The sequence below is a fragment of the Rhodococcus baikonurensis genome, assembly GCF_040489275.1.
Classification (GTDB): domain Bacteria; phylum Actinomycetota; class Actinomycetes; order Mycobacteriales; family Mycobacteriaceae; genus Rhodococcus_F; species Rhodococcus_F baikonurensis.
In genome coordinates, this window is the sequence record NZ_JBEUOQ010000003.1 from 219,826 (window position 1) to 244,905 (window position 25,080).

Sequence of the window (25,080 nt, forward strand, 5' to 3'; positions counted from 1 at the left end):
TTCAGGCATGTCTGATTCTCCGCGCCAACTGAGCCTCAACGCGTTCATCCACCCCGCCGGCCATCACGAAGCGGCGTGGCGTCATCCGTGGACAACCCCGGAACGACTGTTCGACGTCACCTATTTCCAGGAGATCGCGCGCACCGCTGAGGCAGCGAAGTTCGACGGAATCTTCTTCGCCGACGGTCCCGCGTTGCGCAGCGACGTCGAGCACGGTCCAGCGGGGACGTTGGAGCCGATCACCTTGTTGACAGCCATCGCAGTGGCGACCGAGCGGATCGGTTTGATCGCGACGGCGTCGACGACGTACTACGAGCCGTACAACCTGGCTCGGCTGTTCGCCTCGCTCGACCACATCTCCAACGGACGCGCGGGGTGGAACATCGTCACCACCGGCACCGACCTGGCAGCAGCCAACTTCGGACTGGCCAAGCATCCGGACCACGGTGACCGGTACTCGCGTGCACGGGAATTCGTCGACGCGGTGGTGCGCTTGTGGGACAGCTGGGAGGACGACGCGATCAGGCTGGACCGGGAGAACGGAATTTACGCGGACAGAAGCAAGATTCACGAGATCAATTACGTCGGCCGGCATCTTCGGGTGCGGGGACCGTTCAACGCACCGCGAACGCCGCAGGGATACCCGGTGCTGGTGCAGGCCGGTGCGTCCAACGACGGTCGCGCGTTTGCCGGTCAGTACGCGGAGGCGATTTTCACAGCGCACCAGAGACTTTCCGATGCTCAGGCGTTCTACACCGACATCAAGTCGAGGGCCGCTCAGTTCGGGCGCAACCCCGATCACGTCAAGATCCTGCCCGGAATCAGCCCGTTCATCGGTGACACCGAAGAGCAGGCCAAGGCACTCGAGCGCGAGTTCAACGAGTTGACTTCGCCGGAGTACGGGCTCGCGCAGCTCGGTGCACTCACCGGAACCGATGTTCGGAATCTGGAACTGGATGCTCCGGTTCCTGTCGAATTGTTCGCGGCGGCAGGTGATGTCACCGACAACAAGCAAAGCAGATTGCAGGTGATTGCCGGCATTGTCGAGCGTGAGCGTCCGACGGTTCGGGGTCTGCTTCATCGTTTGGCGGGTGCGCGCGGACATCGGGTATTTGCCGGAACCGCCGAGCAGGTGGCCGACACGATCGAGGAGTGGTTCACCAGCGGTGCTGCTGACGGATTCAACGTCATGCCGCCGTACTACCCGGGTGGGCTCGAGATCTTCACCGAGCGTGTGGTTCCGATCCTGCAGGATCGCGGTTTGTTCCGGACCGAATACTCGGGTACGACGCTTCGCGATCATTTCGGTTTGCCGAGGCCCGAGAGCCAGTTCTCGGGTAGTGCGTCCGCAGTGCAGTAGGCCCGCTTCCCCTTGTCGATAATGACAATGGTTATCATTAAGGAATGAAGCAGCTACCGGTAACCGTGCTGTCCGGATTTCTGGGCGCAGGCAAGACCACACTCCTCAACCACATCCTCGCCAATCGCGACGGTCGGCGGGTCGCCGTCATCGTCAACGACATGAGCGAGATCAACATCGACGCGGCCCTGGTCGCAGGCCAGGGCCACCTCGATCGCACCGAGGAGAAGTTGGTCGAGCTGACCAACGGATGCATCTGCTGCACGCTGCGTGAGGATCTGATCGACGCCGTCGGCGCTCTGGCCCGAGAGGGGCGATTCGATCAGTTGGTGATCGAATCCACCGGCATCTCCGAACCGATGCCGGTGGCAGCCACCTTCGACTGGGAATTCGAGGACGGCTTCAGCCTCGGCTCGCTCGCGAAGCTCGACACGATGGTGACCGTGGTGGACGCGTCGACCTTCCTCGGCGAGCTGGCAAAAGGCGAACGACTGGACGAGCGCAACCTCGAAGCAGGGGAGGGGGACGGACGCAGCATCTCCGATCTCCTGGTCGATCAGGTGGAGTTCGCCGACGTCATCTTGCTGAACAAGACCGACTTGGTGAGCCAGCGGGCGGCGGGAACCGTCGAGGCAACGCTTCGCAGGCTCAACCCCACCGCGCAACTGATCCGCACCGACCACGGCAAAGTCACCCTCGATCGCGTCCTCGAAACCGGCCTCTACAACCCGGAACTGGCTGCGCAAGTACCCGGTTGGGACGAGGAACTGGCCGGTGGGCACACCCCGGAAACCGAGGAATACGGAATTCGCAGCGTCACGTATCGCGCCTCGCGCCCTTTTCATCCGTCCAGGCTCGAGGCTGCGCTCGGTCAGTTCGCGGGCCTCTTGCGAAGCAAAGGCTTCTGCTGGATCGCGAGTCGGCCCGAGTTCGCCGCGATCTGGTCGCAGGCAGGCCCCAACCTCGTCATCGAACCGGCTCAACTGTGGGCGTCGGCAGCGGAGGTACCGGGGCAGGAGATCGTGTTCATCGGAGTGAAACTCGACCCGGCGGCGCCGTCACAAATCCTCGACCCAGCCCTGCTGACCGATGACGAACTACGCGAAGGGCCGCGGGCCTGGACGCGCTACGAGGACCCGCTACCGGCGTGGGACCGGAGCCACGTGCACTGAGCCGTGCGCTTCTAGTCGAGGACTTCTTCGACCTCGACGTCTTCGGCGGGGCGGGCCATCTCCTTGCGGTACTGCCAGATACCCAACGCGGTACCGATGACCAAGCTGACCATCATCACGATCAGCACGGCGGGTAGCAACCACGGAACGCGATCGAGGAACGAGCCACCGTAGAAACCGAGCAGCAAGAGCACCGGCGCCCAGATGATCGCGCCGATGGTGCTCGCGATGGTGTAGCGCGTGTGGTTCATCTTGGCTGCGCCGGCGACCATCGGGCACAGGGTGCGCACCCACGGAACCCAGCGGGCGATCAGGACCGCCCAGAACCCGTGTTTTTCCAACAAGATGTTGACGCGGTGCAAATTCTTCTCGGTGAAGTACTTGCCACCCTTGCGGGCTTTGATGTGATTGCCGGTTCGGTGGCCGATGACGTACCCGACCTGGTTACCGGCAATGGCGGCAATCATCGCGCCCACCGACAGGGCCCACACGTGGCCTGCACCGGATTCGTGACCGGCAAGCACGATTCCGGCTGTGATCAGTAGCGAATCACCGGGCAGAAACAATCCGAGGATGATCGCGCACTCGATGAAGACGAACGTGACGACGATGATCCAGACCAACAGAGGCCCGGCAGTCTCGAGTGGGGAGAAACTGCCGGATGCGAGCGTCATCGTGGTCAGTTCTTCGCCTCGTTCTGCAATCAGGGGGTGGGGTCTTCGGGGACTGTCACCGTCGAATTGTCCGTAGTGGAAGTATTCGCCGTTTCACCACGTCTCGACGCCAGAATTCGCTTTCCGATTTCGAAGACGATCGGCAGAACCGACACCAGGACGATCAAGATGAAGATGTAGTCGACATTGTCGCGGATGAATTCGATCTGCCCCAGGAGGTAGCCGAGCAAAGTCACGCCGGCACCCCACAGGATGCCGCCGACGATGTTGTAGGTCAGGAACAGTGAGTACTTCATCTTCGAAGCACCGGCGACCACCGGTGCAAAAGTACGCACGATCGGCACGAACCGAGCCAGGATAATGGTGATCGGGCCGTGCTTTTCGAAGAAGGCGTGCGACTCGTCGATGTACTTCTTCTTGAAGAACCGCGCGTCGTCCGTCTTGAACAGGGCAGTTCCGCCCTTGGCGCCTATGTAGAACCCGACTTGGTCGCCCAGAATCGCGGCGATCGGAATGGTCACCAAGAGCACCCACAGAGGTGCGAACGGTTCGATCTCGGTGGACTTGGAAGCCGCGATCAGCCCCGCGGTGAAGAGGAGCGAATCGCCGGGCAAGAGCGGAAACAGCAGGCCGGATTCGATGAAGACCACCAGAAGCAATCCCACCAGAACCCACGTTCCGAAGGAATTCAAGAGGTTCACGGGATCGAGGAAGCCGGGCAGCAAGGCCAGGTTCGTCACGGATTCAGTTGCTGCCTGCACATTCACGGGGGCCAGAGTACCGGCCGAATCTGAGTGTTTCCCACCACCGCAGGTCATCGCGTCGGCGGCGGTGACTGATACCGGGCTTGTGTGGTGGCCGAGACCGCAAAGAGACGGGACGAGTCGGACTTGCCATACTGCTAGGACCACACGAAGCGCTTTCACATCGCCGAGCGCTCCGAACGACACGTATATGGAGGACTCCCGCCGTGCCTATCGCAACTCCCGAGGTCTATGCCGAGATGCTTGGTCGGGCCAAGGAGCATTCCTTTGCCTTCCCCGCCATCAACTGTGTCGGCTCCGAATCCATCAACGCAGCCATCAAGGGCTTCGCGGACGCCGGCAGTGACGGCATCATCCAGTTCTCGACGGGCGGCGCCGAGTTCGGTTCCGGTTTGGGCGTCAAGGACATGGTCACCGGCGCTGTTGCGCTCGCCGAGTTCGCACACGTGATCGCCGCAAAGTACGACGTCACCATCGCGCTGCACACCGACCACTGCCCGAAGGACAAGCTGGACACCTACGTGCGTCCGCTGCTCGCGATCTCGCAGGAGCGCGTCGACGCCGGTCGTAACCCGCTGTTCCAGTCGCACATGTGGGACGGCTCGGCTATCCCGATCGACGAGAACCTGGCCATCGCCAAGGAACTGCTCGCCCTCTCGAAGGCTGCACGCATCATCCTCGAGGTCGAGATCGGCGTCGTCGGCGGCGAAGAAGACGGCGTCGAGGCCGAGATCAACGACAAGCTCTACACCTCGAGCGAGGACTTCGAGAAGACGGTCGACGCTCTGGGCATCGGTGACCAGGGCAAGTACCTGCTCGCTGCCACCTTCGGCAACGTCCACGGCGTCTACAAGCCGGGCAACGTCAAGCTCAAGCCCGAGGTTCTCGAAGAGGGCCAGAAGGTCGCCGCTGCCAAGCTCGGCCTGGCTTCCGGTTCGCAGCCCTTCGACTTCGTCTTCCACGGTGGATCGGGATCGCTGAAGTCGGAGATCGAGGACTCGCTGAACTTCGGCGTCGTCAAGATGAACGTCGACACCGACACCCAGTACGCGTTCTCCCGTCCGATCGCAGGACACTTCTTCACCAACTACGACGGCGTCCTCAAGGTCGACGGCGAGGTCGGAAACAAGAAGGCATACGACCCGCGCAGCTACCTCAAGAAGGCCGAAGCAGGCATGACGGCTCGCGTCGTCGAGGCGTGCAACGACCTGAAGTCGGCCGGACGCTCGGTCTCGGCAGGCTGATCGGCTTCACAACTGAGCTACACAGAACAAAATGCGCGCCGGCGAAATTCTCGCCGGCGCGCATTGTCTGTTCAGGTACTCATTGTCTGTTCAGGTACTTACTTGCTGGGATCGCAGACCTTCCACGTGCCGTCCTGGCGCTCGAGGTCGAATGTGCGCCATGACTGCTCGCCCGTGCTCGGCAAACTTGCCTGGACCTGAGCGATCGCGGTGTCGTCGGTGATGCGAACCGCGTCGACAGCCCCGACCTGCGGGATCGTCTTCTGCGCGACGGCATTGTCGTGGACCTGAGCGAACGCCGTGTCGGGAATGGTGCGGTAATACTCGCCCAACGCCCCACAGGTCGACGTTCGCAGCGTTGCCAGATCGCCGGTCTGCAGAGCGTCGACGTACGTCGAGATGGCGGTCTGGACCTGGGCTTCGGGTGAGCTTTCACCGCTACCGCTGTTGGACGAGACGAATACGGCGACGCCGATCGCCGCGAGGACGGCCACGCCGGCCGCTGCTGCCGCGATGTACCAGCCCTTGCCGCTGCGCTTGGTCTTCTCCGGCGCGGCGGGCTCGATACGGGTCGGCATCGGCTGGGCCGGAGGTGGGGGCGCTGCGGCACCAACACGTTGAGGCGCGGCGCGCTGCGGCGCCGGTGGTGGTGGGGTCGGAGCTTGCCGGGGCGGTGGTGTCGGCCGCGAGGCTTTCGGAATCGCGACGGTGGCGGGCTCCGGTTTCGGCTGGGGTGTCGGGGCTGCTGTGGGTGACGGAGTTGCCGTGGGAGCCGGAGTTGCCGTGGGAGCCTGAGTTGCCTTGGGGATCGCGACCGTTGGCGCACTAGCGGTCTTGGCGTCGCCGTCTGCCTTCGAATCCTTGCCGGCCTTCGAGTTCTTGTCTGCCTTCTGGATCGCCACAGTCGCAGGTTCGGTCGGGGCCGACTTCTCGGACGCACCCTTCGGGGCTGCGCTCTTTGTCGAGTTGTCGTCTTTCGAGTCCGGCACGGGTAACCCTTCGGTCTTATGCAGCAATGACCATGTCAGGGTAACGACCGGTATGTAGCCTGCATAACTCCGACCGTCGGCGAGGCGGTCCTGTGGCAGAAAGGCGTAGCGGGCACAATGAGCGCATGACCCAATTCGGTGACCTGCTCGGACCCAAGCCCACCCTGCTTCCCGGCGACGATGAAGCGGAATCGGCACTGCTCAACCACGCTGACCCGGCCCAGGTCGCGGCCGACCATCCCACTGCCTCCATCGCGTGGGCCTACCTCGCCGAGGCTGCCCTGGACAAGGGCGAAACCATCACGGCCTACGCCTACGCGCGTACCGGCTACCACCGCGGACTCGACCAACTGCGTCGAAACGGTTGGAAGGGTTTCGGTCCCGTGCCGTACAGCCATGAACCGAACCGTGGCTTCCTGCGTTGCGTCGCCGTCCTGGCCAAGGCCGCGAAGACGATCGGTGAAGCCGACGAGTACGCGCGTTGCCTCGATCTGCTCGAAGACTGCGATCCCAACGCCGCCGAAGCGCTTGGCCTCGGTTAGCAGTTTCCGTCCGAGCCGGGCCGGGATCAAGGACCGGGCTCGCAAATCGGTGCGTCGGCTTCAAACGTCGGCGCTACCGATCATTCAATGTGCCTTGGCGGCCGGATTGGCGTGGTGGGTTGCTACCACGGTGATCGGGCACCATGCGCCGTTCTTCGCGCCGATTGCCGCCGTGGTCTCGCTCGGTCTGTCGTTGGGCGCCCGACTCCGACGCTCGTTCGAGTTGGTTGCGGGAGTCACGGTCGGTATCGGAATCGGTGACCTGATCATCTCCGGCATCGGGAGCGGGCCCTGGCAGATCAGTTTGGTCGTCGTGCTGGCGATGTCCGTGGCGGTGCTTCTGAACAGCGGACCGATTTTCTCCATGCAGGCGGGAAACTCGGCGGTGCTGGTGGCGACGCTGATCCCGCCGGGCGGCAGTGGCGGACCCGATCGCATGATCGATGCCCTGGTCGGTGGCCTGGTGGGCATCGCTGTGGTCGCGATCATCCCCACCCACCCGGTACGACGCGCACGCAAGGATGCTGCATCGATTCTCGGAACCGCTTCCGAGGTACTGCAATTGGTGGCAGACGGGCTTGTTGCGAACGACCCTGACCCGATCGTGAAGGCGCTGCAGAAGGCGCGCGCAACTCAAGGTGCCATCGACGGATTGCGCAGCAACCTTCTCGGCGGGCGCGAGATCAGCCGAATCTCCCCGCTGTACTGGAACAGTCGACCGCGCCTCGAAAGGCTCATGGCGACAGCCGATCCCATCGACAACGCGATGCGCAACATTCGAGTGCTCGCGCGTCGTTCGTTGACGTTGGTCAGGGACGACGAGATCCTTGATCCGCGTCTGGTAGCTCAGGTGGAGCGCTTGTCGAAAGCCGTCGAAGTTCTGAAGGAGATGATCCTGGCGGAGCCGGGGGAGCAGCCTGATCAGGCCGAAGCAGCGCGCGTCCTGCGCTCGGTCGCAAAGGAGCTGAAACCGGCGATAGTCGAGAACGCAGGACTGTCCTCGACCGTGGTGTTCGCCCAGATTCGCTCGCTGGTTGTCGACCTCTTGCAGGTAGCTGGCATGAAGCGCATCTCGTCGATCGCCACCCTGCCGCCCACTGTGCCTCATCCCGCGTACGAGCCGGATCACTGACCTCTGCCGGTTCCCGCTCACTGAGCAACTCATTGTATGTATGCGAATGTATGCATATGCTCTGAGAAGGACTTGGGAGGGAACAGGACAAATGGGAGCAGGGCACGGTCATTCACATGGCCACTCGGCAGCAGATTCGGTCGGCGTAGGACCGTCACCGCAACGCATCAGGAAAATGGCGATCGCGCTTGCGATTCTCGTTGCATTCCTCGTGCTCGAAGCCACGGTCGGCATCCTGATCAACTCGTTGGCTCTGCTCGCCGACGCCGGTCACATGCTCACCGACGTGGTGGGTATGGCCATGGGACTGACAGCGTTGTTGCTCGCGAAGAAGGGCAGCACCACCGCTGCCAGGACTTTCGGTTGGCACCGCACCGAGGTGTTGACCGCCATGGCCAACGCGGTGATGCTGCTGGCCGTTGCGGCCTGGGTCTTCTACGAGGCAATCGGCCGGATCGGAAACGAACCCGAGATTCCCGGCGGCGCCCTGATCATCACTGCTGCCGCCGGTCTGGCCGCGAACATCGTCGTGATGCTGATGCTGCGCGGCGATTCCAAGGACAGCCTCGCGGTGCGTGGCGCGTACCTCGAAGTGCTTGCCGACGCGGTCGGTAGCGTCGGCGTTCTGATCGCCGGTGGCCTTGTCCTGGTGTTCAACTGGACGTGGGCGGACGTCGTCGTCGGTGTTCTCATCTCGCTGTGGGTGGTGCCGCGTGCGATCAAACTGGCTGCAGCATCGCTGCGCATTCTGACGCAGGCGTCGCCCGCCGACGTCGACGTCGAAGCTGTCGAGGCCGACCTGGCCGCACTGCCGAGCGTGATGGGTGTCCACGACCTGCACGTCTGGACGCTCACTACCGGGATGGATGTCGCGACGGTCCACCTGACCAGTGACGCGAATTCGTCGAACGTTCTGGAATCCGCGCGCACCGTCCTCGAAAGTCACGGTCTTTCCCACGCCACTGTCCAGGTGGAATCGTGTGCCAACGGCGAGCATTGCGAGAAGAACGTCACTTGGTGAAGCGGGTGATCTCCTTGCCCGGCTTCCAGAGGTCGACGTACATGTGTTCCCCGTCGACGGTCGTGTGCACCACCTCGTCGATATCGAGGACAAAGAGGTGCAGGGGTTTCGGAACCTCGTAGGTGTAGCTTTCCAGAACGGCTTCGAACTCGTCGCCGGTCACCTCGCGTGCAATTCCGGCGATCTTCGCATCGCCGCCTTCCATCGTGTGCTCGCCGGGATTGCTGTGGAGGGCGTAGCGCCCGTCACGGACGAGGTCCTTCGCCTTGAGAGCGCCGAACATCGAACCGAGCACCAACCGTCCGTCGAGGATTTCGACTTCGGTGCCGCTGACCCGCGGGGAACCGTCCTTGCGCAGCGTTGCGAGGACGTGATGCTTGTGGGCTGTGAACCGCGCTTGAACCGCGTCGGCAAGGGTGGGAACTTCTTCGGAGAATTGCTTCCAGGTGACCATGACGGTCATTGTGCACCCCTATTCCTGACAACTTCTGTCAGTGATTCTCGGTAATGTTCGCACCATGAGATCTGCGCGGCTCCTCCAACTCATGTTGCGTTTGCAGGGCAGCCCTGGCGTCGTCGCAGATCAATTGGCCGACGAGTTCGGTGTATCGGTGCGGACGATCTACCGCGACGTGGCCTCGTTGTCGGCTGCCGGCGTGCCGATCTGGACCGAGAGCGGTCCCGGCGGCGGCATCCATCTGCTCGACGGTTGGCAGTCCAAGCTGTCCGGCATGACGGACGACGAGACGTCGGCACTCATGCTGTTGGGCGTACCGTCCATCGCTGCGGACCTCGGGCGATCCGACGCCGTCGGTTCGGCAGGGGCCAAATTACTCCGCACCCTGCCCGGTCCGCTGCGCGAGAGTGCGCGCTTGTGGCAGGACCGAATCCTGGTGGACGTCCCGGGCTGGTTCGGCGGCGTCGACGACATCTCTGCGCTTCCGATCGTCACATCCGCTGTGCTGGTCTCGCGTCGACTGCGCTTCGTCTACCGCGATCGGGAGCGGACGGTCGAACCGCTGGGGCTGGTCATCAAAGCCGGCGTTTGGTACCTGGTGGCGGGGATGAACGGTCGAACGCTGTCGTTTCGAGTCGGCCGCATCAAAAATACGGTGATAGAAGATGATTCGTTCACCCGGCCGGTGGATTTCGATCTGCCGTCGTGGTGGGCTGCGTCGATGGCCGAGTTCGACCGGTCGCTGCTTCGTTTCGACTGCCAGGTGCGGTTGTCGCCAGAGGGCAGGCGCCGGCTCCCCGATGTGGTGGGCGAGCTTGCGGCTGCTGTCGAAGTGGGACCCGAGGACGACGACGGATGGGTGGGCGCTTGGCTGAAACTCGAGAGCGAAGCCGTCGCGCTCTCACAATTGATCGGGCTGGGAGCCGACGTCGAGGTGCTCGAACCCTCGTCGTTGCGTGAAGGGATGCGAACTGTGGCGGAGCAGATGGTGCTCCGCCACAGGTAGGCGATCAGGCCGTCGCAGAACGCTTTGCGAACAGGCGGGTGATACCCAGTTGAGCTGCGACGATGATGGCGCCAACCACCAGACCCAGCGCTGCCGAGGCAAGGGTGTTGACGATCCACGCCAGTACGCCACCGACTCCGGCGATGTCACTGACTGCTTCTTCCCCGTGATGAACGGCGTCGTACAGCGGGTGGAAGCCCAGTTCGTCGATGCCGACCAACAGGATGTGGCCACCGACCCACAGCATCGCGGCAGTACCCACCACAGAGAGCACCGACATCACGTGAGGCATACCGCGAACCAGTCCACGGCCGACCTTGTGGGTGAAGCCCGACGACGTCTCGGCGATTCTCAAGCCGATGTCGTCCATCTTCACGATCAGTCCGACGACGCCGTAGACGACCACGGTGATGACAACCGCCACGACGGCAAGGATCACCAACCGGCTCCAGAAGCCTTCGCCTGCGATGGTGTTGAGTGCGATCACCATGATCTCGGCGGACAGGATCAGGTCGGTGCGGACGGCACCCGAAACCACGGCCTCTTCGTCGCGAGGGTGCTCGTCGGCCGTTTCGTGGTGATCACCGTGGCCGAATATCGCACCCCAGATCTTGTGCACTGCTTCATAGCTGAGGTAGCAGCCACCGACCATCAACAGCGGCGTCAGGAGCCAGGGAAGGAACTGACTGAGCAGCAGCGCGATCGGGAGGATGATCAGCAGCTTGTTGCGCAGCGATCCGATGGCGATGCGCTTGATGATCGGTAGTTCGCGCTCGGCCGCGAGTCCACGGACGTACTGCGGTGTGACGGCTGCGTCGTCGATCACGACACCTGCAGCTTTGGCCGTCGCCTTACCGGTTGCGGCAGCAACGTCGTCGATCGAGGCCGCGGCCATGCGAGCCAGGGCCGCGACGTCGTCGAGCAGAGCGAACAGTCCGCCGGCCATCACAGACCTCCCGTGGAATCAGTGAGAAAAGGTGGCCGGACCGAACCGGTGACGCAGTTACTTGATCGCACGAGGTCTCTATCCATGATCGTCGTAGGTGAGGTCAGGTCACCTGGAACGATACCGGGGGCATCCGTCAGGGACGACCTCGCTCGGCCGGTTGCCCTTCGTCACGAAAGGTCTTCCCGACCCGGTGCTCGCGTGTAAGACTGCACAGAAGATCGATCGAAACGGGGCACTATGCGTGAACCAGACACTGCACAGGTCGCCAAGACTTTCGACGCAATGGCGGCGCACTACGACCGACAGATCGGGCGCTTCGAACGCTTTGTGCTCGGTGACGCCCGGAAATGGGCTGTGGACCAGGCGCATGGCCGCGTGGTCGAGATCGCCGTGGGTACCGGACTGAACCTGCCGCTCTACGGGGACGACGTCGATTACGTCATCGGCGTGGACATCTCGACTGCGATGCTCGATCAGGCCAGGCTCAAGGTCTCCGAGGGAGTGAAGACCGAAGTCGACCTACGACTCGGAGACGTGCAAGCACTCGATGTTCCCGACGAGTGCGTGGACACATTGGTCTCCACCTACGCCTTTTGTACGATCCCCGATCCGGACCGAGTTGCGAGCGAAGCGTTTCGAGTCCTGGTGCCTGGCGGTCGATTCGTTCTCGCCGAGCACGGACCGAGCAAGAACATTGTGGCTCGTACATTGATGAAGGTTGTCGAACCGCTTTTTGTTCGGTTCGGTGCCGATCATCTCACCCGCGAACCGATTGGATACCTCGAAAACGCCGGTTTCCTGATCGACGAGGTGCAGCGCACCGGACGGGGTGGAATCGTGTTCCGGGTCGTTGCGCGCAAGCCGGACCCCGAATGGACGGCACTCGGTCACTGATGTCGGAATGCCGTCCATCGGGGAGAGTGCTCAGCCCAAGCGTTCCAGGATGGTCGCGTTGGCCAACCCACCTGCCTCACACATGGTCTGGAGTCCGTAGCGCGCGCCGCGCTGTTCCATGGCGTTGACCAGGGTGGTCATGATCCGCGTTCCACTGCCGCCTAGTGGGTGACCGAGCGCGATGGCACCGCCGTGGACGTTCACCTTGGACAGGTCGACGCCGGTGTCTGCTGCCCACGAGAGGACCACTGGGGCAAAGGCTTCGTTGACCTCGAACAGATCGATGTCCGAGACCGTCAAACCCGCACGGGCCAGAACCTTCTGCGTAGCGGGGATGACCGCGGTGAGCATGTACAGCGGATCGTCGCCCGCGACCGCGAAACTGTGCAACCGTGCCTTCGGGGTGAGTCCGAGTTTCGCGGCGATTTCACTGGTCGTGATCATCACCGCCGAACTGCCGTCCGAAAGGGGGCTGCTGTTGCCTGCGGTGATGGACCAGTCGATCTGTGGGAATCGCTGTGCGTAATAGTCGGATTCGAAGGCGGTCCGTAGGCCGGCAAGGGTCTCGACGGTGGTGCCGGGGCGGATGGCCTCGTCGACCGACAGCTGCGGGAGAGTTGCGAGTTCCTTGGTGAAGTACCCACTTTCGGTTGCCAGCGCGGCTTTCCGATGACTCGACGCCGAGAACTCGTCGAGTTGGGTGCGGCTCAGTCCCCACTTGGCGGCGATCAATTCGGCGCTGATGCCCTGTGGTACCAGACCGTCCGGATAGCGCTCTTCGAAACCCACGCCGAGCGATTCGCGCCCGATGCTGCTCGAGCCCATCGGCACTCGGCTCATGGACTCGACTCCGGCCGCGACAACGATGTCGTATGCACCGGCAATAACGCCCTGAGCGGCAAAATGAACTGCTTGTTGGCTACTTCCACACTGGCGGTCGACGGTGGTTCCCGGCACCGACTCGGGGTAGCCGGCGGCGAGAAGGGCAGTGCGAGTGACATTCTGGCTCTGTTCACCGACTTGGCTTACCGCACCACCGATGACGTCGTCGATCAGTGCTGCATCGATTCCGGTGCGTTCGACTACCGCTGTGAGGCTGTGGGCGAGGAGGTCGACGGCGTTGATGCCGTGCAGGGCGCCGTTCGCCTTTCCCTTGCCGATCGGAGTGCGAACGGCTTCGACGATAACTGCGTCTCTCATGACAAATTCCTTTCAGGGACGGCGGATTCAGCAGGGACAACTGGGGTGGGTGTGGTCGCAGGTGTCATTCCCAGCGATGCCAGAGCAGACGCAAGCGCGACGGCGAAGATCACCCACCAGGCCTGGCGGAAGGTGTCGTAGTCGACAGCAGAACCGAGAACCGCGATCAGAACGCTCACGCCGAGAACGGTTCCGATCTGTCGGCTCATGCTGACGATTGCACTACCGGTGGCCGATCGAGCCGGTGCCAGATCCGCCGTGGCCTGCGACAGAATGGTCGGCAGGGCAAGACCGACACCGATCCCGGCGATGATCCAGCCTGGTAGAAGTCCGGTCACGTAGTTGGGCGTCGTATCGACCGAGACGAGGACCAATACCGTTCCGACAGCCCACAGAAGGCTGCCGAGTGCGGCGACGCGACCGGCCGAGTACTTGCGCGAAAGCGATCCACCGGCGATGGCGAACAGCGGAACCAGAAGCGGACCCGGTGAGACGGCGAAGCCGGTACGCAATGCCGAGTATCCCCAAACTTCCTGCAGCCAGAGGATGTTCGAGAGCAGGCCGGCGGCGAACGCTGCGCTGAACAGAATGGCGGTGACGTTGGACCAGGCAAACGAGCGGATTTTCAGAAGATCCGGAGCAATCAACGGAGTTCGGTGACGAGAGTTGCTCCACCAGAACGAGAGTAGTGTCACGGCGGCCACGGCGAAGGCGATCAGAACGCGACTGTCGGTCCACCCCCAGTCAGGTCCTTGTACGAGTGCCAGCGCGAGGGAGCCGACTCCGACTGTGAGCAGGGCAGCGCCGACGACGTCGATCCCGGCATCTGGGTCCTTGTGGGTCGTGTCCGGTACGAGTCGGACTGCCAAGTAGAGCAACACGATCCCCACCGGAACGTTGATCAGGAAGACCCAGCGCCACGACGCCTCGACGAGAATGCCGCCCACGACGGGACCGAATGCCGCGGCAGCCGCACCGGCCGCCGCCCAGATGCGCACGCCGGATTGACGTTTCGCAGCCGGGAGGGCACTGATCAGGAGGCCGAGGCTGGCCGGGGTGAGCGCCGCGGCGCCGACCGCCTGGACGATGCGGAAAGCCACCAGCGCCCACAGTGACGGACTGAAGGCGCAGGCGGCGCTGGCGAGGGTGAACAGTGCGAGACCGGCGATGAAGGCGCGTTTGTGTCCGATCCTGTCCGCCCAGCGTCCGAGGGGGATCAACAGCGCGGCGTAGACGATCGCGTAGCTGTTGAGGATCCAACTGAACTCGCCGAGCGAGTGACCCGGGTAGCTCTTGGCGATGTCGCCGAAGGCCACGTTGACCACAAAGAGGTCGAGGCTGGCGACGAACGGCGCCCCCGACAGTATCGCGAGGAGGGGTCCGGTCCGCACCGGCTGGCTATGAAGTTCCATAGTCAGCAATCTAGACTCTGGCTATGGTTATAGCAAGCCAGGGGGTATGGTGAAACTCATGGACGCTGTACGACTGACCGGGGTGCTCGAAGATCGCGACGCCTGGCGGCCCACGCACTGTTCGATCGGGCGGGCCATGGAAGTGGTCGGCACTCGCTCCGCCATGCTGATTTTGCGAGAGGCCTACTACGGCACAACTCGTTTCGACGACTTCGCGTCGCGGGTCGGCATTACCGAGGCGGTGGCGTCGGCGAGGCTGAAGGAGCTCACGGAGGCGGGCCTCTTCGAGCGTGTGCCGTACAAGGAGCCTGGAAAGCGGACGCGGCACGAGTACGTGCTCACCGAGAAGGGTCGTGACTTGCTGCCGGCGGTTCTTGCGCTGATGCAGTGGGGTGACAAGTACCTGCACGGTGGAAAGGGTGGACCGCTGGCGGTGGCGGACGACGCTACCGGTGAGCCCGTTCGCGTCGAGGTCCGCAGTGAGTCGGGGCGTGAAGTGCCGCTCGGCGAGTTGCGAGTCTCTGTCAACGAATCGCGTGGACGTCAGCGCGAATAGCGATGCATTTCAACAGCTCTCGAGCTGTGGGCCTTCTTGAAGTTGTCCGTTATGTCTCTGGTTATCGAAAGTATGTTCGATTAAACTTTCGGTATGGACAGTCGGGAAGCATGGCAGCTGGATGGTGAGGACCTCAAGAGTGAGGTTCTCGATCTGGTGCGTGTCCGGCACGAGTTGCAGTCGCGGATGGTGTTGCTGATCGTGGAGATGTTTTCCCGGGATGTTCTCGGCGGGAATGGTTTTCGGGCGATCGCGCAGTGGTTGCACGGTTCGACGAATCTGGAGATCGGTGAGTGCAGTCTGCTGGTCGGGTTGGCGCGGTTGTTGATGCTCGAACCCGTGGTGGGCGATGCGTTTCACCGGGGTGATGTGGATGCGTTGAAGGCCCGTCAGGTGGCGTCGTTTTGTCAGCATCCGCCGAAGAACATGACGCCGGCGGATGTGGACAAGGCTCGCGGGATCTTGTTGGGGTTGGCGTCGAAGAATATTGCGGATTGTGATGCGGTGCGGGCGGCGATCCGGCGGATCGAGGAGCAGTACGGCAATCGCGAGGACGGAGTTCCGGTCGGCGAGGATTCCGAACGTAACGAGTTCTACGCCTCGAAAGGCCTGTACGGGCGGGTCACGGTAAAAGGTGATTTGGATGCGATCAACGGGGCCCGTCTGATCACCTTGTTGTCGAGCCTGTCCGCTCCGACACCGGAGAAAGACGGCGTCAAAGACACCCGCACGCCGGCATTACGGCGGGCCGACGGGTTTTGCGAATTGTTGCGCCGGTACGAGCGGGCGGGGTTGGGTCCGATCGAAGGTGGGGTGAAACCGCACATCACGGTCACCGTCAGCGCCAAAGACATGACGGATCTGCAAGCGTTGAAGGACTTGCTGCCGTCCACCGAGGAGTTGGGATTCGCGTGGGCGGATTGGGTAGGTCCGATCAGCATCGACACCGCCCGGATGCTCGCCTGCGACTGCACGGTCACGCGGATCTTGTTGGATGAGAATGGTGTTCCGCTCGACTGCGGTAAGGAAGCGAGAACGGCGACGGTGCCGCAGCGGCGGGCGTTGGCAGTTCGTGATGGTGGGTGCGCATTTCCGGGGTGCGGAACGCCGTCGGGGTGGTGCGATGCTCACCATATTGTTCATTGGAATGATGGTGGCCCAACAGATCTCGACAATCTGATCTTGTTGTGCGGCCACCATCACCGGACGCTGCACCACACCGAGTGGCGTGTCGAGATCGGTCCGGATCGGAAGTCGGTGTTCTATCCGCCGATGTCGATCGATCCGTATCAGCAGCCGATCGGCGGGAACAGTCCACCCACCGCGGCCTGAACTGAACCAACTCGAGACGCGAGCACCGGGGCACAGTCGTGCCCCGGTGCTCGGGCCTGCATTTGGGAGTCTTTGCGGCCGGGCGTCAGCTCAGTGACTTCTTGAACCCGACATGGGAGGCGACAAATCCGAGACGCTCGTAGAAGTCGTGAGCTTCCTTGCGAGTTTGATCCGAGGTGAGCTGCGCCAGGAAAGCGCCGCGCCGGGCGCCTTCTTCGCAGGCCCAGCGGATCATCGAACTGCCGATGCCCTTGCTCCGGTAATCCTCGTGGACGCGAACAGCTTCGATCTGCAGTCGTGTCGCCCCCATTCGGCTCATACCCGGAATGAAGGTCAATTGCATAGTGCCGATTACCGCGTCACCGACCAGAACGGTGACGAGGAGTTGCGCCGGATCCTCGTCGATTCGCTTGAACGCGTCCTCGTAGATCGTTCGGGCTTCGGGGTTGGTCGTCTCCCGAGTGCTGCCGATCGGGTCGTCGGCGAGCAAGTCGATCAGTGCTTCCACGTGTCGAATCTCGGCCCGCGTGAGGGTGTACTCCACTCCGCCGGACTGAAATGACGTCGCAATCATCGATGCTCCCCTGAAGAAGAATGAATGTCTGAAATGTCAGACTCTCACGAGTCTCCTCCAGCGCACTCGATCACGTCCAAAAACGCATTAGGGCGTTACCGAGCATGGCGTAGTAGTCGGACACACCGCTCAATTCGAAGATCCAGTAGATCGCGTCGAAGAAGACGACATTGATCTGCGGGACAAACAAGAGTGCAACCAGCAGGAGCAGTCCGTACGGCTTGAACTGGTCGAGTTGGTGCCGTGTGTTGGATGCGAGATAGGGCTCCAGCGCGTTGTAACCGTCCAGACCGGGGACTGGGAGCAGGTTCAAGACCGTCGCCATGACCTGCAAGAAGGCAAGGAAGCTGAGGCCGGCCCAGAACGTCAGGTGCTCGGCCGCTGAGCCGTACGTACGTATGACGACGAGGAGAATCACCGCGGCGACGGCGTTCGTGAACGGACCGGCAAGCGATATTCGCGCCTGCACCTTGGGCGGAAACATCCCGGTGCGCAGATACACGGCGCCGCCGGGAAGTCCGATGCCGCCCAATGCGATGAACAGCACCGGCAGACCGATCGAGAGCATCGGATGGCTGTACTTGAGCGGGTTGAGCGTCAGGTAGCCACGAGCCTCGACATCGGTGTCTCCGTGACGCCACGCCAGATACGCATGGGCGAACTCGTGCAAGCACAGCGTGACCACCCAGCCTGCAACCACGAGAACGAAAACACCCGCTCGGCCCGCGATGGAACCCCACGTCGAGTTCCAGGCGACCACTCCGGCGATGACAGCGATCGCAACTACGCCGAGGAAGACAGGGCTCGGCCGAACCGCCGACCGTGCTGCTCCGGTTCTCACCTGACCAACAACCAAGTTTTGTCATGCCGGTAGAAGGTCGAACGCTTGAGATCGCGTGGGTTGGCCACCCCGTCGCGAACCAGACGAGCCGCGGGCGAGCCCAGCTGAATGGCTCGGCCTTCCAGCCAGCGTCGCCCGCCCCAGCGACTCTTGCGGTCGACAGATGCCTTGATGCCGGGGAGCTTGGGACTCGGCACTATCCGGATGCCGGGGACCGTGCCGGAGAACAGTTTGTTGTCGTCGACGTAGGCCTCGCCGATCAATTCGGCGGCATCGGCCGGACCCGTGACAGTTGCCGCACCTACCAGCGCGATTCCAGCGTCGTCGCGGATGAGCGGCACGGTGTGGACTGTGCCTTTCAACGCCGTGCGCGCAGCTCGCGCACCCGTTGCGAGTTTGTACGCGTCGGTTGCGTCGGACCTGTTCTCGGTGACGTAGGCGAGTTCGACGTTGAGTCGCTCCAGTCGCATCAACCGTGTCAAAGCCGCGGCAAACGCGCCGTCGTTACCGACGACGATCAAGCGCGGTTCGGTGACGACCTGCAGTTGAGACAGGGCCTCGTCGAAGTCCTGCTTCTCCGGAAGTTCAGGGACAGTGAACGACGTGAGTTCACCCAGGGGGAGTGGAACCGGCGAATCGCCACATTTGAGCACCACAGGGGTCAAAGCCACTCCTAGCTCGATCAAGACTTCTTCTCGGGTAGTGGGACCTCGCCACCCTTCCCCGAAATGGCCGTCCGAATCACTGCCGACGATCTTAGTGCGAGTCTCCGTGTCGACTCGCAATCGTGATGGTCACACCGCCAAATTCTGGACCGTCAGGTCTGGTCTGGTGCTCTGGGCTAGACTGCTCCTTCGGTCACTGCAACAGTTCGGCGCTGCATCATGTGCGCGGAAGCCAGGCAGTACCAATGCGGCGGGACAACTGCTGCACGTCGACCGTAGGAGACAACGTCATGCCGGCAATCGTCCTGATCGGCGCCCAGTGGGGCGACGAAGGTAAGGGCAAAGCTACAGATCTACTGGGCGAGCAGCTTCAGTGGGTCGTGCGATACCAGGGCGGTAACAACGCCGGACACACCGTGGTTCTGCCGAACGGTGACAAGTTCGCACTGCACCTCATCCCTTCCGGAATCCTCACCCCCGCCGTCAACAACGTCATCGGTAACGGTGTCGTCGTCGACCCGGGAGTGTTGTTGACCGAATTGGCAGGCTTGGAAGAGCGCGGCGTGGACACGTCCCGCCTGCTGCTTTCTGCTGATGCGCACCTGATCATGCCGTACCACGTGGCCATCGACAAGGTCACCGAACGCTTCCTGGGAGCGAAGAAGATCGGCACGACCGGCCGCGGTATCGGCCCGTGCTACCAGGACAAGATCGCCCGTGTCGGTGTCCGTGCTGCGGACGTCCTGGACGAGAAGATCCTGACCCAGAAGGTCGAAGCAGCACTCGAATTCAAGAACCAGGTGCTGGTCAAGATCTACAACCGCAAGGCACTCGACCCGCAGCAGGTCGTCGACGAGGTCCTCACGCAGGCCGAGGGTTTCAAGCACCGCATCTCGGACACGCGTCTGGAGCTCAACCTCGCCCTCGAGCGCGGCGAGACCGTTCTGCTCGAAGGTTCGCAGGGCACTCTGTTGGACGTCGACCACGGTACGTACCCGTACGTGACCTCGTCCAACCCCACCTCGGGTGGTGCGGCGGTCGGTTCGGGAATCGGTCCCACCAAGATCACCACGGTGCTCGGCATCCTGAAGGCGTACACGACGCGTGTCGGTTCCGGTCCGTTCCCGACGGAGCTGTTCGACGATCACGGCGCATACCTGGCGAAGCAGGGCGGCGAGGTCGGTGTCACCACCGGACGCGCTCGTCGTACGGGATGGTTCGACGCTGTCATCGCGCGTTACGCGACGCGCGTCAACGGCATCACCGACTACTTCCTCACCAAGCTGGACGTGCTGAGCAGCCTCGACACGGTACCGATCTGTGTCGCGTACGAGGTGGACGGTGTCCGCCACGACGAAATGCCGATGTCGCAGAGCGACATTCACCACGCCAAGCCCATCTACGAAGAGATGCCCGGCTGGTGGGAAGACATCTCGGAGGCTCGCACCTTCGAGGAACTGCCGCAGAATGCGCAGAACTACGTGCTTCGGCTCGAAGAGCTTTCGGGTGCATTCATCTCCTGCATCGGTGTCGGCCCCGGCCGCGACGAGACGATCGTCCGGCGCGAGATCGTCCGCTGATTCGATTCCTCGAAATCCCCGTTCCTGTCTGCAGGGACGGGGATTTCGTGTTCAAGCCAGCTTCGACAAGTGTGCGGTGACGGTCTTCCAGTCGGGAAACTCGGTGCTGCCGAACTTGATCCAGTCGCCCTCGAATCGATCTGCGCCGTTTGCTCCGCGGTCGTCGACGAGGTAGTCGCCTCGGTTGAGGTGCTTGTGGTGCGAGAGGATCAGACGTTTGTACGCGACGCTGCCTTCCTCCATTCCGAGGTGCTCTTGGACCCACAGCACCTTGTCGTGCCAGGCTGTGGCGTTCTTCCACGGCGCTGTCGAGAGGATGTAGGTGTCGAACTGCTGCGCCAGTTGGTGGTAGGCGTCGATGGCACCGTCGAGTGGGTCCATGCGAGAGAAGATGTGTGGCGCTTCGTCGAGGTCGTTCTTGTGCTTCTCCCGGACGCCGTCGGTCAGGCGATCGATGCCCGACTGGAAGTTGACGAGGGTGTTGTCGAGATCGATGTAGAGAATCTTTTTGGAAGCCGGCAGTGCCATCGAGGGGAAGGGAAACCTCTCTGGAGACTTTCTGAGTGCGAAAAGAGTCCAGTTCTACGCAACTGGACTGAGATCAGTGAATTCTTCCCCCCGATCACAATCGCATGGAGGTCTGACAGAGTTGTTCTCGCGGTCCGGAGTTGCGTCGTGGAAGATGCCGCCGAGGGGTGCTGCCAGGCGAAACTGCTCCACGCGAATGTAAGTACCTTCACCTTCGGCGGGTGCGAAGAAGTAGACGAGTGCCACGAAGAGTCCGATGCCGATCAGGGTCGCGAAGGTAGTCATGGACATATGATCAACTCGACTGGCATTGAGTTACATAGCCAAGTTGGCGATACTGGACTGCATGATGACTCGAGTTCTCGGTGCCCGTTCGCTCGCGCGCGATCTGGGGTCCTGGCAGGAAGAGTCCGGACGCAGGCCCGCGTACCGTGCGCTTGCCGACGGTATCCGCCTGCTCGTGCACGACGGTCGCGTTCCGCTGGGGGTCGCACTGCCGAGTGAGCGTGAACTTGCGACGGTGCTCGAACTCAGTCGAACCACGATCACGTCCTCGTACTCGGTGCTACGAGACGAGGGGTATCTGATCAGCCGGCAGGGTTCACGAAGCACCGTGGCGTTGCCCGCCGGCGCGCGGCCGAACGGGTTGATGTTCCGCTCCCACCAACCGGGGCCGAGTGGACCCGTCGTCGATCTCAGTTACGCAGCGATGGCAGCTCCCGCCGCCCAGGTCGAACTTGCGTATGCGTCTGCGCTGCAGGAACTTCCGAACTTCCTGCCCACGCACGGGATGGAACCGGTCGGGATTGCCGACTTGCGTGACGTGATCGCGCAGCGCTACACGGCGCGGGGCTTGCCCACCACTGCCGAACAGATCATGGTGACCTCGGGTGCGCAGCACGCGCTTCGGTTGTTGCTGTCGGTGCTCACCTCACCAGGCGAGCGGGTGCTAGTCGATCACCCGACGTATCCCAATGCACTGGAAGCGATTCGGCGAAACGGCGCTCGGCCCGTGCCGGTTCCGGTCCGGCCGGAGTTCGCGGCGGCCGGAGCCTGGGATCTGGACGGGATTCGAAGTGCAGCAAGGCAAACCGCTGCGAGAATGGCCTACCTGATCCCCGACTTTCACAACCCGACCGGCCTCTGCATGGACTCTTCCGGTCGCGCAGAGCTTGCGAAGATTGCGCATGAAACGCGAATGACTCTGGTCGTCGACGAGACTATGGTGGACCTGTGGCTCGACGCACCACCGCCGGCACCGGTCGCGTCACACGGGCGAGGTGCGGCGAAAACCGAAGTGGTGACGCTCGGTTCGACGGCGAAGTCCCTGTGGGGCGGGCTACGTGTCGGTTGGATTCGCGCCGATGCCGCACTCATCACCCAGTTGGTGGGGGCGCGTGCCGCGGTCGACCTCGGTACTCCCGTCATGGATCAATTGGCAGCCGCCTACTTGCTCGCCGACGACCGCTCGTTGCTCGAACAGCGTCGCGAAGTTCTGCGAGAACAGCGTGCGGTGCTTCTCGGTGCAGTGGCAGAGCATCTGCCCGACTGGCGTCCCACCATCGGCTCCGGTGGAATGTCGGTCTGGATGCGAATGTCCGCGCCCGTCTCGACGGCGTTGGCTGCGGTGGCACCCAACTTCGGTGTACTCCTGGCCGCCGGCCCCCGTTTCGGCGTCGAAGGTGCGTTCGAACGATTCATTCGCGTGCCGTACGCACGTTCTCCCGAGGACCTCATTCGCGGCGTTGCGTCCATCGCCGCTGCGTACGACACTCTCGCGACGGATCGCGACACGGCAGACCAACGAATGGTCGTCGTCTGAGAACTGGGTACACACCCTGAAAGCGGTGTGAACCAGGAGGTCGGGCATGACGGCGGTAGACGGTACAGGCGCAGCGGGAACCAGTGCGGCGGAAGCGCTCGCAGAACGATTGTTCGCGGCCACGCTCGGGGCGTCGGAGCTGCAGGCTGTGTATCTGGGCGACCGGTTGGGCTGGTACCGCGCGCTGAGCGATCACGGCCCGCTCACGTCCACGGAACTCGCGGACCGGACGGGGACCGTCGAAAGGTATGCGCGGGAGTGGCTCGAGCAGCAGGCCGTGGCTGGTTATGTGGACGTCAATTCGGATGCCGATCGGCGGTACAGCCTGCCGCAGGCCCACGCCGATGTGCTGGTCGACGACGAGAACCTGCTTTTCCTGGCCCCGTTGGCGAGGCTGTTCGTCGCGACGACGTCGTCGATGCCCCGCCTGCTGGACGCTTATCGTCACGGCGGGGGAGTCACGTGGGAATCGATGGGTCCGGACGCTCGCGAGGGCCAGGCGCTGCTGAACCGGCCGATGTATCTCAAGCAGCTCTGTCAGCAGTTTCTGCCGGTAGTCACCGATCTGCACGCCATTCTTCTCGGCGGCGGGCAGGTCGCTGATCTCGGGATGGGGGAGGGTTGGTCGTCGATCGCGCTCGCCCTCGGGTACCCGAAGATCGAGGTGCACGGCTTCGACGTCGACGCAGCCTCGGTGAATGCTGCCCGCCGAAACGCCCACGATCGCGGGGTGGACGACCGCGTTCACTTCTCGTTGGTCGACGTGGCCGGCCAAGCCCCGGAGACGGGTCGAGCCGATGCCGGGACCTACGACGCCGTGTTTGCTTTCGAGTGCCTTCACGACGTTCCGGATCCGGTGGGATTTCTGTCCACGGCTCGGGCGATTGCCCAGCCCGGCGCCCCGGTGATCGTGATGGACGAACGAACGGCAGATGCCTTCGATCCCGAGGCGGGTCCGATCGAGCAATTGCTGTACGGATTTTCGCTGACCTGCTGCTTACCGGACAGTCTTTCGCATCCGGGGAGCATTGCCACCGGGACGGTGATGAGGCACTCGACACTCGAAAGTTATGCCAAGGCAGCAGGTTTCGAGAGAGTGGACGTGCTGCCGATCGAGCACGAAATGTTCAGGTTCTACAGGTTGGGCTGACGCCCCCGTGCGCGGTTAGAGAGTCCCGAGGCTCCTTGACCACGCACGGGGCCGAAGGCCCTAGGTCCAGACCGTGTCGATATCCGTCGCCTCACGTGCCGGGGCGGCGGGCGTCGCGGTGGGCGTACGCGAGAAGCGCGGGGCCGGAGCGTGCTGGGTGACGCCGTCGAGTTCGATGAGCGAACCGCGAGCCGCGATGTGTTCGTTGGACGGAGCCTCGGCGAACGTGAGGACCGGCGAGACGCAGGCGTCGGTGCCGAGGAAGATCTTGGCCCACTCGTCGCGAGTCTTGGACAGGAACTTTTCGGTGAAGAGCTTCTTCATGTCGTCCCACTTGGACGTGTCCATCTGATGGGGGAGCGTCGCGGGATCGAGTTCGAGGCCCTCGAGCAGCAGTGCGTAGAACTGCGGTTCGATGGATCCGACGGCCATGTACTTGCCGTCGGAGGTCTCGTAGGTGTCGTAGAACGGAGCGCCGGTGTCGAGGAGGTTGACGCCACGCTCGTCGGACCAGACGCCGCGACCGCGGAATGCCCACATCATGTGGGAGAGCGCGAGGGTTCCGTCGACCATCGCCGCGTCGACGACCTGGCCCTTACCGGATGTCGAGCGCTCGACGAGAGCCGACAGAATGCCGAAGATCAGGAACATGGAACCGCCGCCGAAATCGCCGACCATGTTGAGCGGCGGGACGGGACGTTCACCCTTGCGTCCGATGGCGTTGAGGACACCGGTCAGTGAGATGTAGTTGATGTCGTGACCGGCGGCGTTGGCGAGTGGGCCTTCCTGGCCCCAGCCCGTCATGCGGCCGTAGACAAGACGCGGATTGCGCTCCGAGACCACGTCGGGGCCGAGTCCCATTCGCTCCATGACGCCGGGGCGGAAGCCCTCGATGAGGACGTCGGCGCGGCTCAGGAGATCGAGAACCTTGGCGACGTCGGCCGGGTCCTTCAGGTTGGCCTCGATGATGCGGCGGCCGCGCTTGATCTGGTCGGTTGCGTTCGAGTCCTGCGGAATCTGCCCTGCGCGCTGCACGATGACGATGTCGGCGCCCATGTCCGCCAACAGCGTCGCGGCGTGCGGGCCCGGTCCCAATCCAGCGAATTCCACGATCCGAATGCCCGCGAGCGGGCCCTTCTTCTCCACAGCTTCTGCAGACACACGCACTCCCAATTCAGACGGTGACAACACTTCTGACCCGACGGTAACCTGTCGG

Annotated in this window: 26 protein-coding genes; 13 read left to right on the plus strand and 13 right to left on the minus strand. The window is 62.9% G+C overall.

What is annotated here, in order from left to right:
• Window positions 1–7 precede the first annotated feature (7 nt).
• Complete coding sequence (locus tag ABWI03_RS08635) at window positions 8–1,360, plus strand: LLM class flavin-dependent oxidoreductase (RefSeq protein ID WP_124567313.1); 1,353 nt, start codon at window positions 8–10, stop codon at window positions 1,358–1,360.
• A gap of 44 nt (window positions 1,361–1,404) precedes the next feature.
• Window positions 1,405–2,532, plus strand: a complete 1,128-nt coding sequence (locus ABWI03_RS08640; RefSeq protein ID WP_235171557.1) for a GTP-binding protein — start codon at window positions 1,405–1,407, stop codon at window positions 2,530–2,532.
• Between the two features lie 11 nt (window positions 2,533–2,543).
• Here ABWI03_RS08640 and ABWI03_RS08645 read toward each other — a convergent pair whose 3' ends face one another.
• Both ABWI03_RS08645 and ABWI03_RS08650 read right to left on the minus strand, forming a co-directional pair.
• The gene (locus ABWI03_RS08645) at window positions 2,544–3,206 is read right to left on the minus strand and encodes a DedA family protein (RefSeq protein ID WP_003944306.1); all 663 of its coding nucleotides are present in this window, start codon (window positions 3,204–3,206) and stop codon (window positions 2,544–2,546) included.
• 29 nt (window positions 3,207–3,235) lie between these two features.
• Complete coding sequence (locus ABWI03_RS08650; RefSeq protein ID WP_003944390.1) at window positions 3,236–3,973, minus strand: VTT domain-containing protein; 738 nt, start codon at window positions 3,971–3,973, stop codon at window positions 3,236–3,238.
• Between the two features lie 203 nt (window positions 3,974–4,176).
• Here ABWI03_RS08650 and fbaA point away from each other — a divergent pair, with 203 nt between their 5' ends.
• Window positions 4,177–5,214: a class II fructose-bisphosphate aldolase gene (fbaA, locus tag ABWI03_RS08655; protein ID WP_095972438.1), complete on the plus strand. Its 1,038-nt coding sequence runs from the start codon at window positions 4,177–4,179 to the stop codon at window positions 5,212–5,214.
• Between the two features lie 98 nt (window positions 5,215–5,312).
• Here the strand turns inward: fbaA and ABWI03_RS08660 are convergent, their stop codons facing one another.
• Window positions 5,313–6,203 (minus strand): Rv0361 family membrane protein, encoded by an 891-nt coding sequence (locus ABWI03_RS08660; RefSeq protein ID WP_298775841.1) that lies wholly within the window; start codon window positions 6,201–6,203, stop codon window positions 5,313–5,315.
• 125 nt (window positions 6,204–6,328) lie between these two features.
• Here ABWI03_RS08660 and ABWI03_RS08665 point away from each other — a divergent pair, with 125 nt between their 5' ends.
• The 3 genes from ABWI03_RS08665 to ABWI03_RS08675 all read left to right on the plus strand — a co-directional run bounded on the left by ABWI03_RS08665 (window position 6,329) and on the right by ABWI03_RS08675 (window position 8,898).
• Window positions 6,329–6,745, plus strand: a complete 417-nt coding sequence (locus ABWI03_RS08665; protein ID WP_003944361.1) for a DUF3151 domain-containing protein — start codon at window positions 6,329–6,331, stop codon at window positions 6,743–6,745.
• Complete coding sequence (locus ABWI03_RS08670; RefSeq protein ID WP_124567310.1) at window positions 6,732–7,877, plus strand: FUSC family protein; 1,146 nt, start codon at window positions 6,732–6,734, stop codon at window positions 7,875–7,877. Before ABWI03_RS08665 ends, ABWI03_RS08670 begins: the two co-directional genes overlap by 14 nt.
• A gap of 91 nt (window positions 7,878–7,968) precedes the next feature.
• Window positions 7,969–8,898, plus strand: coding sequence for a cation diffusion facilitator family transporter (locus ABWI03_RS08675; protein WP_298775837.1), 930 nt, complete (start codon window positions 7,969–7,971; stop codon window positions 8,896–8,898).
• Here ABWI03_RS08675 and ABWI03_RS08680 read toward each other — a convergent pair.
• Entirely contained in the window at window positions 8,888–9,352 is a 465-nt protein-coding gene (locus ABWI03_RS08680) for a pyridoxamine 5'-phosphate oxidase family protein (RefSeq protein ID WP_172436671.1), read from the minus strand. The genes ABWI03_RS08675 and ABWI03_RS08680 overlap by 11 nt on opposite strands.
• Before the next feature lie 64 nt (window positions 9,353–9,416).
• Between ABWI03_RS08680 and ABWI03_RS08685 the strand changes: the two genes are divergently transcribed.
• Entirely contained in the window at window positions 9,417–10,361 is a 945-nt protein-coding gene (locus tag ABWI03_RS08685; RefSeq protein WP_298775835.1) for a helix-turn-helix transcriptional regulator, read from the plus strand.
• 4 nt (window positions 10,362–10,365) lie between these two features.
• Here the strand turns inward: ABWI03_RS08685 and ABWI03_RS08690 are convergent, their stop codons facing one another.
• Complete coding sequence (locus ABWI03_RS08690) at window positions 10,366–11,307, minus strand: DUF808 domain-containing protein (RefSeq protein WP_124567307.1); 942 nt, start codon at window positions 11,305–11,307, stop codon at window positions 10,366–10,368.
• Window positions 11,308–11,547: 240 nt separating this feature from the next.
• Between ABWI03_RS08690 and ABWI03_RS08695 the strand changes: the two genes are divergently transcribed.
• Window positions 11,548–12,204, plus strand: a complete 657-nt coding sequence (locus tag ABWI03_RS08695) for a class I SAM-dependent methyltransferase (RefSeq protein ID WP_124567306.1) — start codon at window positions 11,548–11,550, stop codon at window positions 12,202–12,204.
• Window positions 12,205–12,234: 30 nt separating this feature from the next.
• Here the strand turns inward: ABWI03_RS08695 and ABWI03_RS08700 are convergent, their stop codons facing one another.
• Both ABWI03_RS08700 and ABWI03_RS08705 read right to left on the minus strand, forming a co-directional pair.
• Complete coding sequence (locus ABWI03_RS08700; RefSeq protein WP_200314208.1) at window positions 12,235–13,404, minus strand: thiolase family protein; 1,170 nt, start codon at window positions 13,402–13,404, stop codon at window positions 12,235–12,237.
• Window positions 13,401–14,816: an MFS transporter gene (locus ABWI03_RS08705; RefSeq protein WP_298775828.1), complete on the minus strand. Its 1,416-nt coding sequence runs from the start codon at window positions 14,814–14,816 to the stop codon at window positions 13,401–13,403. Before ABWI03_RS08705 ends, ABWI03_RS08700 begins: the two co-directional genes overlap by 4 nt.
• Window positions 14,817–14,874: 58 nt before the next feature.
• On the opposite strand from ABWI03_RS08705, the gene ABWI03_RS08710 reads away from it, so the two are divergent.
• Together ABWI03_RS08710 and ABWI03_RS08715 are read left to right on the plus strand one after the other, a co-directional pair.
• Complete coding sequence (locus ABWI03_RS08710; RefSeq protein ID WP_298775825.1) at window positions 14,875–15,372, plus strand: winged helix-turn-helix transcriptional regulator; 498 nt, start codon at window positions 14,875–14,877, stop codon at window positions 15,370–15,372.
• A gap of 93 nt (window positions 15,373–15,465) precedes the next feature.
• Window positions 15,466–16,704, plus strand: a complete 1,239-nt coding sequence (locus ABWI03_RS08715; RefSeq protein WP_353798850.1) for an HNH endonuclease signature motif containing protein — start codon at window positions 15,466–15,468, stop codon at window positions 16,702–16,704.
• An 85-nt stretch (window positions 16,705–16,789) separates the two neighbouring features.
• Here ABWI03_RS08715 and ABWI03_RS08720 read toward each other — a convergent pair whose 3' ends face one another.
• From ABWI03_RS08720 to ABWI03_RS08730, 3 genes are all read right to left on the minus strand, one after another.
• On the minus strand, window positions 16,790–17,278 hold the full coding sequence (locus ABWI03_RS08720) for a GNAT family N-acetyltransferase (protein WP_007726792.1): 489 nt from the start codon (window positions 17,276–17,278) through the stop codon (window positions 16,790–16,792).
• 70 nt (window positions 17,279–17,348) lie between these two features.
• Window positions 17,349–18,119: a site-2 protease family protein gene (locus ABWI03_RS08725; RefSeq protein WP_298782172.1), complete on the minus strand. Its 771-nt coding sequence runs from the start codon at window positions 18,117–18,119 to the stop codon at window positions 17,349–17,351.
• Complete coding sequence (locus ABWI03_RS08730) at window positions 18,116–18,790, minus strand: hypothetical protein (protein WP_095972425.1); 675 nt, start codon at window positions 18,788–18,790, stop codon at window positions 18,116–18,118. The genes ABWI03_RS08725 and ABWI03_RS08730 overlap by 4 nt, the downstream gene beginning before the upstream one ends.
• Window positions 18,791–19,074: 284 nt before the next feature.
• Between ABWI03_RS08730 and ABWI03_RS08735 the strand changes: the two genes are divergently transcribed.
• Window positions 19,075–20,364, plus strand: a complete 1,290-nt coding sequence (locus tag ABWI03_RS08735) for an adenylosuccinate synthase (RefSeq protein ID WP_095972424.1) — start codon at window positions 19,075–19,077, stop codon at window positions 20,362–20,364.
• A gap of 51 nt (window positions 20,365–20,415) precedes the next feature.
• On the opposite strand, the gene ABWI03_RS08740 is transcribed toward ABWI03_RS08735, so the two are convergent.
• Window positions 20,416–20,886: a 5' nucleotidase, NT5C type gene (locus tag ABWI03_RS08740; protein WP_298782234.1), complete on the minus strand. Its 471-nt coding sequence runs from the start codon at window positions 20,884–20,886 to the stop codon at window positions 20,416–20,418.
• Window positions 20,887–20,946: 60 nt separating this feature from the next.
• Window positions 20,947–21,177 (minus strand): hypothetical protein, encoded by a 231-nt coding sequence (locus ABWI03_RS08745; RefSeq protein WP_298782174.1) that lies wholly within the window; start codon window positions 21,175–21,177, stop codon window positions 20,947–20,949.
• Window positions 21,178–21,238: 61 nt separating this feature from the next.
• Between ABWI03_RS08745 and yczR the strand changes: the two genes are divergently transcribed.
• Together yczR and ABWI03_RS08755 are read left to right on the plus strand one after the other, a co-directional pair.
• The gene (yczR, locus tag ABWI03_RS08750; RefSeq protein ID WP_050655050.1) at window positions 21,239–22,714 is read left to right on the plus strand and encodes a MocR-like transcription factor YczR; all 1,476 of its coding nucleotides are present in this window, start codon (window positions 21,239–21,241) and stop codon (window positions 22,712–22,714) included.
• A gap of 46 nt (window positions 22,715–22,760) precedes the next feature.
• On the plus strand, window positions 22,761–23,864 hold the full coding sequence (locus ABWI03_RS08755) for a class I SAM-dependent methyltransferase (protein WP_298782177.1): 1,104 nt from the start codon (window positions 22,761–22,763) through the stop codon (window positions 23,862–23,864).
• Between the two features lie 60 nt (window positions 23,865–23,924).
• Here the strand turns inward: ABWI03_RS08755 and ABWI03_RS08760 are convergent, their stop codons facing one another.
• The gene (locus ABWI03_RS08760; RefSeq protein ID WP_095972495.1) at window positions 23,925–25,025 is read right to left on the minus strand and encodes a CaiB/BaiF CoA transferase family protein; all 1,101 of its coding nucleotides are present in this window, start codon (window positions 25,023–25,025) and stop codon (window positions 23,925–23,927) included.
• Window positions 25,026–25,080 lie beyond the last annotated feature (55 nt).

Coding starts and splice junctions, on each gene's coding strand:
- ABWI03_RS08715 (WP_353798850.1), top strand. CDS start 15,466: ATGGACAGTCGGGAAGCATGGCAGCTGGATGGTGAGGACCTCAAGAGT.
- ABWI03_RS08705 (WP_298775828.1), bottom strand. CDS start 14,816: ATGGAACTTCATAGCCAGCCGGTGCGGACCGGACCCCTCCTCGCGATA.
- yczR (WP_050655050.1), top strand. CDS start 21,239: ATGATGACTCGAGTTCTCGGTGCCCGTTCGCTCGCGCGCGATCTGGGG.
- ABWI03_RS08665 (WP_003944361.1), top strand. CDS start 6,329: ATGACCCAATTCGGTGACCTGCTCGGACCCAAGCCCACCCTGCTTCCC.
- ABWI03_RS08755 (WP_298782177.1), top strand. CDS start 22,761: ATGACGGCGGTAGACGGTACAGGCGCAGCGGGAACCAGTGCGGCGGAA.
- ABWI03_RS08710 (WP_298775825.1), top strand. CDS start 14,875: ATGGACGCTGTACGACTGACCGGGGTGCTCGAAGATCGCGACGCCTGG.
- ABWI03_RS08640 (WP_235171557.1), top strand. CDS start 1,405: ATGAAGCAGCTACCGGTAACCGTGCTGTCCGGATTTCTGGGCGCAGGC.
- ABWI03_RS08685 (WP_298775835.1), top strand. CDS start 9,417: ATGAGATCTGCGCGGCTCCTCCAACTCATGTTGCGTTTGCAGGGCAGC.
- ABWI03_RS08695 (WP_124567306.1), top strand. CDS start 11,548: ATGCGTGAACCAGACACTGCACAGGTCGCCAAGACTTTCGACGCAATG.
- ABWI03_RS08690 (WP_124567307.1), bottom strand. CDS start 11,307: ATGGCCGGCGGACTGTTCGCTCTGCTCGACGACGTCGCGGCCCTGGCT.
- ABWI03_RS08735 (WP_095972424.1), top strand. CDS start 19,075: ATGCCGGCAATCGTCCTGATCGGCGCCCAGTGGGGCGACGAAGGTAAG.
- ABWI03_RS08700 (WP_200314208.1), bottom strand. CDS start 13,404: ATGAGAGACGCAGTTATCGTCGAAGCCGTTCGCACTCCGATCGGCAAG.
- ABWI03_RS08745 (WP_298782174.1), bottom strand. CDS start 21,177: ATGACTACCTTCGCGACCCTGATCGGCATCGGACTCTTCGTGGCACTC.
- ABWI03_RS08675 (WP_298775837.1), top strand. CDS start 7,969: ATGGGAGCAGGGCACGGTCATTCACATGGCCACTCGGCAGCAGATTCG.
- ABWI03_RS08680 (WP_172436671.1), bottom strand. CDS start 9,352: ATGGTCACCTGGAAGCAATTCTCCGAAGAAGTTCCCACCCTTGCCGAC.
- ABWI03_RS08645 (WP_003944306.1), bottom strand. CDS start 3,206: ATGACGCTCGCATCCGGCAGTTTCTCCCCACTCGAGACTGCCGGGCCT.
- ABWI03_RS08635 (WP_124567313.1), top strand. CDS start 8: ATGTCTGATTCTCCGCGCCAACTGAGCCTCAACGCGTTCATCCACCCC.
- ABWI03_RS08720 (WP_007726792.1), bottom strand. CDS start 17,278: ATGATTGCGACGTCATTTCAGTCCGGCGGAGTGGAGTACACCCTCACG.